We start from the raw sequence: 6777 nt of genomic DNA, 5'->3' as shown, positions 1-6777 counted from the left end.
TGGGTCGGTTCGCACGAAGGTCAGCAACACGTCGGCGTCGTGGGCGCCAGAAGTCCACACCTTCTGCCCGTTGACGACGAAGTGGTCGCCGTCAAGCACCGCGCGCGTTTTCAGCGACGCGAGGTCCGAGCCCGCCCCCGGTTCGCTCATTCCCAGCGACGCGGTGATCTCGGCCCGCAATATCGGCGCCGCCCACCTGTGCTGCTGTTCGGGCGTGCCGAAGGTCAACAGCGAGGCCGCGATGATGCCCACGCCCTGCGGGTTGAAGCTTTGATAGATGCGTCGCCGCCCGAGTTCCTCCAAGTACACGTATTGCTGCAGCAGCGTGGCGTTGCGTCCGCCGAACTCGGGCGGATTTCCGGGGAGCAGCCACCCGCTGTCGAACAGCAGCCGCTGCCAGCGGCGGGCCCAGTCCGGCACGTGCGAGCTGGAGCGTGGCCGTTCGAACGCCTCGGCGTCGGAGGGCAGATGCGCGTCCAGGAAGGCGATGAATTCGGAGCGGAACGCCTCCACGTCCGAGTCAAAGGTGAGCTGCACGCGACTCCCCGCAACGGTCGTGAGCACTCCCCCGCGTCGGTAGATCACGATTTCCGCCGACGGCGCGGTTCGCTCTTATGATTACGCTTCCATACACACGTCTAAGAGAATAGTATTCTCGTGACGAGAAAGTTACAATCTCCGACACATGATCCGTGAGGGGGTCGAGCGCAGCGATGTCACGGCGTTCTCCGGTAGAGTCCAATCATGTTCTCCCCTCGCGGCAATCAGCTGAGCCGGCCGTGACCAGTCCGAGCGAAGAGCCGGCCTGGAAGCAGCGCGCCGTCGAGAGGTCGATCAAGACGGCCAAACTGCGTGCCGCGCAACGCGTTCAGCGCTTCCTGGACGCGGCGCAGGCGATCATCATCGAAAAGGGCTCCACGGACTTTACCGTGCAGGAGGTCGTCGACCGGTCCCGCCAGTCGTTGCGCAGCTTCTACCTGCAGTTCGATGGCAAGCATGAACTGCTGCTGGCGCTGTTCGAAGACGCCTTGAGTCGGTCCGCCGACCAGATTCGCGCCGCCACCGAGAGCCAGGCCGATCCCCTGGAACGACTCAAGGTCGCCGTCCAACTCCTCTACGAGGCCTCTCGCCCGGATCCGACGGCCAAGCGGCCGCTGTTCACCGATTTTGCTCCGCGGTTGCTGGTCACACATCCGGCCGAGGTGAAGGTGGCCCATGCCCCCCTGCTGGCTTTGCTGACCGAGCTGATGGAAGCGGCCTACGACGCCGGAGAGCTGCGGGCGGGCGTGAACGCGAAGCGCATGGCCGCTATGACCATGCAAACGGTCATGTTCATCGCGCAATCCAGCGGGGGCTCCGACGACGCGACCATCCACCCCATCACCAGCGAAGAGGTATGGGATTTCTGCTCGCGCGGCTTCGTCGGCTAGCAGCGGCCCCGCCTTCCCGCGAGAACTGATCAAATACCGCACCTCATTTGCTTCGAGAATCGGATTCTCTAATATTTAGAACCACAAATAGCCAAAACGGATTCGGCGTTGACACCTATGACCGGTGGTGACAGAGTGCAAAAGGCGGCGAGACCCGCGAGCCCGGGGGACGCGGTCCCGGTTGCTCTGCGCCGAGGCGTGCGATCAATAGTCAGGAGTTGAGATAGCCATGACCGGACGTGTTGAGGGCAAGGTCGCTTTCGTCACTGGAGCGGCACGCGGTCAGGGCCGCAGCCACGCGGTGCGGTTGGCGCAAGAGGGTGCCGACATCATCGCCATCGACATCTGTAAGCCCATCCGCGAGGGCGTGACGGACACCGCGATCCCGGCCTCGACGCCCGAGGACCTCGCAGAGACGGCGGACCTGGTCAAGGGACACAACCGCAGGATTTTCACCGCCGAAGTCGACGTCCGTGACTTCGGCGCGCTGAAAGCAGCGGTGGACAGCGGTGTGGAACAACTCGGCCGGCTGGACATCATCGTGGCCAACGCCGGAATCGGTAACGGTGGCGACACTTTGGACAAGACCAGCGAAGAAGACTGGACCGAGATGATCGACATCAACTTGGCCGGCGTGTGGAAGACCGTGAAAGCCGGTGTGCCGCATCTATTGTCGGGCGGCAGAGGTGGTTCGATCATCCTGACCAGCTCGGTCGGCGGGCTGAAGGCCTACCCTCATACCGGCCACTACGTCGCCGCCAAGCACGGTGTCGTCGGGTTGATGCGTGCCTTCGGAGTCGAGTTGGGGCAACACATGATTCGGGTCAACTCGGTGCACCCGACCCACGTCAAGACGCCGATGTTGCACAACGATGGCACCTTCAAGATGTTCCGCCCGGACCTGGAGAACCCCGGTCCCGACGACATGGCGCCGATCTGCCAGATGTTCCACATCCTGCCGATTCCGTGGGTGGAGCCGGTCGACGTCAGCAATGCGGTGCTGTTCTTCGCCTCCGACGAATCCCGGTACATCACCGGCGTGACCCTGCCCATCGATGCGGGTAGCTGCTTGAAATAGAGTTCCGTCCCATGGACGGGTTTGAAGGTCGCGGAACGGTCGTCACCGGCGGGGCGAGTGGTATCGGCTTGGCCACCGCCACCGAATTCGCCCGCCGGGGCGCCCGCGTGGTGCTCTCCGATGTCGATAAACCAGGCCTGGAGCAGGCGGTAAACCACCTGCGCGCCCAGGGATTCGACGCGCACGGCGTGGTGTGCGACGTCCGGCATCTCCATGAGATGGTTCACCTCGCGAAAGAATCTTTCCGACTGCTCGGCCGCGTCGACGTCGTCTTCAGCAACGCCGGCATCGTGGTTGCCGGTCCGATCGCGCAGATGACCCACGACGACTGGCGATGGGTCATCGACATCGACCTGTGGGGCAACATCCACGCCGTCGAGGCGTTCTTGCCGAGGCTGCTCGAACAGGGCACGGGCGGACACATCGCCTTCACCGCATCCTTCGCCGGCCTGGTTCCCAACGCCGGCCTCGGGGCGTACGGCGTCGCCAAATACGGGGTGGTCGGCCTGGCCGAGACGCTCGCCCGCGAAGTAAAAGACAGTGGCATCGGCGTATCGGTGCTCTGCCCGATGGTCGTGGAGACGAAGCTGGTCTCCAACTCCGAACGGATCCGCGGCGCGGATTACGGGCTGTCGTCTTCGCCGAAGGCCGCGGACGGGACGTTACCAACTCAGGACGAGGGCGTCGGCGTTGAAGACGTCGCCCGACTGACGGCCGACGCGATCCTGGCCAACCGCCTGTATGTGCTGCCGCACGAGGCCGCCCGCGCGTCGGTCCGCCGCAGGTTCGAGCGCATCGACCGCACCTTCGAAGACCAAGCCGCCGAAGGGTGGAACCACTAACCGGACGGACCGAGCCGGTAATTCCCCGTCTGCGGGTCGTGGTACCAGCCGCTCGCCGCGTGGGTGCCGCCGTCGACGTGCAGGGTCTGCCCGGTCAGGTAGGCCGACATGTCGGAGGCCAGGAACACTGCGACACTGGCGATCTCGTCGACATGGCCGGCACGCCCCAGCGGCACGACGTGGCCGATTCCGGCCAGGGCCGCCTCGCCGCCCAGCTGTGCCAGCCCCTCGGTGAGCGTGATGTCGGGCGCGATCGCATTGACCCGGATGCCGTGTGGCGCCAGTTCCAGCGCCGCGGTCTGGGTGTAGTTGATGACCCCCGCCTTGGCCGCCGCGTAGGCCGCGTAGCCCGGCGCGGCGCGCACCCCCTCGATTGACGTCACCGAGATGATGCTGCCGCCCTGGCCCGCGGACACCAGCTGTCTCGCGACGCGCTGGGTGCACAGCAGCACGTGGCGCAGGTTGGCCCGGTACAGCGCATCCCAGCCGTTCTCACTCGTTTCCAGCAGCGGTGCGGAAAACACCCCTCCGGCGTTGTTCACCAGGATGGAAGGGACGCCGAGCTCGGCGTTCGTGCGCCGCAGCGCGTCGTCGACCTGGGCGCTGTCCCGTACGTCAATCGAGATGCCAAGGGCACCAATGGATTCCGCGGAGTCAGCGCAGGTCTGCGGGTCACGTTCCCAGATCGCGACCGACGCGCCGAACGCGGTAAGCCCGGCCGCGACGCCACGGCCGATGCCCGCTCCCCCGCCGGTGACCACCGCCACGCGGCCGGTGAGCATGATGTCCGAGGGATCGATCGCCATCGCCGTGTCACATCGCCGGTTCGTGGCCGATGACGCCGTCGGCCTCCAACTGGGCGATCTCCGCGTCGCTCAATCCGAGTTCGGCCAGCAATTCGTGGTTGTGCTGCCCGAGCAGCGGCGCGTGCTGGGTGTGGAACGTCGAGGGCCCACCGGACGACCTGATCGGCACGGTGCTGAGCCTAGCCGGACCGTTGACCGGGTGGTCGACTTCCTCGAAGAACCCGCGGAATGTCAGCTGATCGAGTTCGGTCTGACGGTGCGGTTGCATGACCTTGGCCACCGGAACGCCGGCGTCCCACAGGGTTGCGACGATCTCGTCACCGCCGCGGCGCCCGCACCACGCCGACAACCGCGCGTCGATGTCGGTGTGCCGCTCCTTGCGCCCGCTTGCGGTGGCCAGCTTGGGATCCGTTGCCCAGGCGGGCGACCCGATCGCCGCGCCCAGGGCCTCCCACTGCTCGTCGGTGTTCACCGCGATCGCTACCCAGCTGTCGGCCCGGCCGAACTCATCGATATCGGCGCTGCGGTAGAGGTTTTGCGGTGCCGCCCTGGGCCCCCGGTTGCCGTCGCGTGCCAGCAGCGCCCCGTAGGCGGAGTATTCAATGAGCTGCTCGGCGGCGATGCTGAGCGCGGCGTCGACCATCGCCGCTTCGACGAACACGCCCCGGCCGGTGCGCCGCCTGTGCGAGAGCGCCAGCAGCACCGCATTCGCGGCGTGCATGCCCGCATTGGGGTCACCGATCGAGTAGGGATCGTAGGGCGTGCGGTCGGCGTATCCCGTCAGCCACGTCAGTCCGGACGCCGCCTCGATGACATAGGCGAAGGCCGGGTTGTCGCGCCACGGCCCGTCCAGGCCGAACCCCGGCATCCGCACCAGCACCGCGTCGGGCTTGATGGCCTGCACGGCAGCGAAATCCAGCCCGATCTGCTCGAGGACGCGGGGCGTGAAATTCTCGACGACCACGTCGCAGGTCGCGATGAACCGGCGCAGTAGCTCCCGCCCGCGGGGGGTCTGCAGGTCCAGCGTCAAGTCTTTCTTGTTGGTGTTGAGCGCCGCGAAAATCGGCGACCGCTCCCACCACTGGGTTTCGGTGACGGGAACGCCGGCGATCAGCCGGGTCCCGTCGGGGCGGCGGACGGACTCGACGTGGATGACGTCGGCGCCCAGCATCGCCAGGAAATGCGTGCAGCATGGGCCGGCCCAGAACGTCGTCAAGTCGAGCACGCGAACCCCGTTCAGGGGCAGCGGGTTTGCCGGCCGGCTCGGCCCGGGGCGGAGGGTCAGGTTTGCGGTCCGATAATGCGCCGTATGCTCCCCCAGCCGCGGCGCCGGTTGGGGCCGGCACAGCAGTGGGGGATGCAGTCGATAAGGATGGCCCGGTTGGACAAACCGGTCGTCGGGGCTGCGCACGAACGAGCCGCGTTCGACGAAGTGGTCAAGGGATGCGACGTTGGCGCCGTTGGCAACCGGAGCGTTGGGTATCCGGAACGCCGTCGCGAGTTCTCGGATCTCCTCCACGGTGTGGTCTTCGAACCACGCGTAGATCTCGTCGGCGTTGAGGTTGGCCCGCTCGGTGATCGTCAGTTCGAGGTGTTCGTCGATCCATTCCGGACGGCCGATCATCGCGCACAGGTCGAACCACTGTTGCGCGGTCCCGCAGCCGACGTCGACGAGTCCGTCCTTGGCGCGGGCGACGCCCGGAACGGTAAGGCGCCGCGTGTCGCGCCACGGCCGCCCGAGCATCTCGAAATAGGTGACGGGATAATAGGTCAGCGACAAGATCTGGGTTTCCAGCATCGACAGGTCCAGGAGTTCGCCGGCGCCGCCGCAGGTTCGGCCGTAGCGCGATGCCAGCATCGCCGCGCTCGCGTGGACGCCGGCCATGTACTCGCCGACCTGTCCGCCGACGAACACCGGCGCCCGGCCCGGTTCGCCACGGCCGAGGCCGATGATGCCGCCCGACCATGCCTGCAGCGTGAATTCGGTGGCCGCACGGTCACGCCACGGCCCCTGGAGGCCGAAGGGCGTGATCGACATGACGGTGAGATGCGGGTAGCGGCGGTGCATTGCCGTAGGCGAAAAATCGTCGTGTTCGGCGACTTTCGAGCCGCCCGACCACACCACCGCATCGGCGGCCGAGAGCAGCCTGTCGACCAGCTCGACGTCGTCTTCGATGCCCGGATCCGCGACGACGCTGTGCTTTGCTCCGGCCAGAAAGCTGAACAGCGCGCCGTCACCGCCGGGTGGTATGCGGGTGCCGGAGGCGGACCATGAACGCAGTGGATCGCCCTTCGGCGGCTCGACTTTGACGACGTCGGCCCCGCCGTCGGCGAGCAACTTGGTGCAGTAGGCGCCCGCTATCCCGGTGGACAGGTCGACCACGGCATAGCCGGCCAACGGTGGTTCGGGGGTCGGTTCCGCCACTACCGCTTCCGCTTTCGGTCGGTGTCTTTCTTGGCGCCCTTGCGCCCCTTCTTGCTCGGCCGCCATTCCGGTGGCAACTTACCGTCGTTGTCTCTCACCGCCCCGCCCAGCCCGGCGATCGTGGGCGCATTCAGCTGATCCGGCCGATCGAACGTGATGGGGCGATGCGGGTCTCGCCATCCTTGTGGTACCTGAC

Annotated in this window: 6 protein-coding genes; 3 read left to right on the top strand and 3 right to left on the bottom strand. The window is 66.5% G+C overall.

Annotated features, from left to right (window positions below):
* Positions 1–537, bottom strand: a 537-nt coding sequence (locus tag A9X05_RS11630) for an acyl-CoA dehydrogenase family protein (RefSeq protein ID WP_197499025.1), incomplete at its 3' end; no start/stop codon positions are given.
* 242 nt (positions 538–779) lie between these two features.
* On the opposite strand from A9X05_RS11630, the gene A9X05_RS11625 reads away from it, so the two are divergent.
* The 3 genes from A9X05_RS11625 (at position 780) to A9X05_RS11615 (ending at position 3350) form a co-directional block, all read left to right on the top strand.
* The gene (locus A9X05_RS11625) at positions 780–1430 is read left to right on the top strand and encodes a TetR/AcrR family transcriptional regulator (RefSeq protein WP_067759625.1); all 651 of its coding nucleotides are present in this window, start codon (positions 780–782) and stop codon (positions 1428–1430) included.
* A 229-nt stretch (positions 1431–1659) separates the two neighbouring features.
* Positions 1660–2508: a mycofactocin-coupled SDR family oxidoreductase gene (locus tag A9X05_RS11620; protein ID WP_067781469.1), complete on the top strand. Its 849-nt coding sequence runs from the start codon at positions 1660–1662 to the stop codon at positions 2506–2508.
* Positions 2509–2519: 11 nt separating this feature from the next.
* Positions 2520–3350: an SDR family NAD(P)-dependent oxidoreductase gene (locus tag A9X05_RS11615; RefSeq protein WP_067759635.1), complete on the top strand. Its 831-nt coding sequence runs from the start codon at positions 2520–2522 to the stop codon at positions 3348–3350.
* Here the strand turns inward: A9X05_RS11615 and A9X05_RS11610 are convergent.
* Together A9X05_RS11610 and A9X05_RS11605 are read right to left on the bottom strand one after the other, a co-directional pair.
* Positions 3347–4156: an SDR family NAD(P)-dependent oxidoreductase gene (locus A9X05_RS11610; protein ID WP_067781466.1), complete on the bottom strand. Its 810-nt coding sequence runs from the start codon at positions 4154–4156 to the stop codon at positions 3347–3349. The two genes, A9X05_RS11615 and A9X05_RS11610, sit on opposite strands and share 4 nt — an antisense overlap.
* A 7-nt stretch (positions 4157–4163) precedes the next feature.
* Positions 4164–6581: a CaiB/BaiF CoA-transferase family protein gene (locus tag A9X05_RS11605; protein WP_231978333.1), complete on the bottom strand. Its 2418-nt coding sequence runs from the start codon at positions 6579–6581 to the stop codon at positions 4164–4166.
* Positions 6582–6777 lie beyond the last annotated feature (196 nt).

Origin of the sequence: Mycobacterium sp. E3298 (assembly GCF_001666895.1) — a bacterium.
In the GTDB taxonomy this organism is placed as follows: domain Bacteria; phylum Actinomycetota; class Actinomycetes; order Mycobacteriales; family Mycobacteriaceae; genus Mycobacterium.
Note: the sequence above shows the minus strand (reverse complement) of the source record. Positions and strands in the feature narration are given on the sequence as shown.

Bases quoted from the DNA above. Each gene is read 5' to 3' on its own strand.
- A9X05_RS11620 (WP_067781469.1), top strand. From the start codon at position 1,660: ATGACCGGACGTGTTGAGGGCAAGGTCGCTTTCGTCACTGGAGCGGCA.
- A9X05_RS11615 (WP_067759635.1), top strand. From the start codon at position 2,520: ATGGACGGGTTTGAAGGTCGCGGAACGGTCGTCACCGGCGGGGCGAGT.
- A9X05_RS11610 (WP_067781466.1), bottom strand. From the start codon at position 4,156: ATGGCGATCGATCCCTCGGACATCATGCTCACCGGCCGCGTGGCGGTG.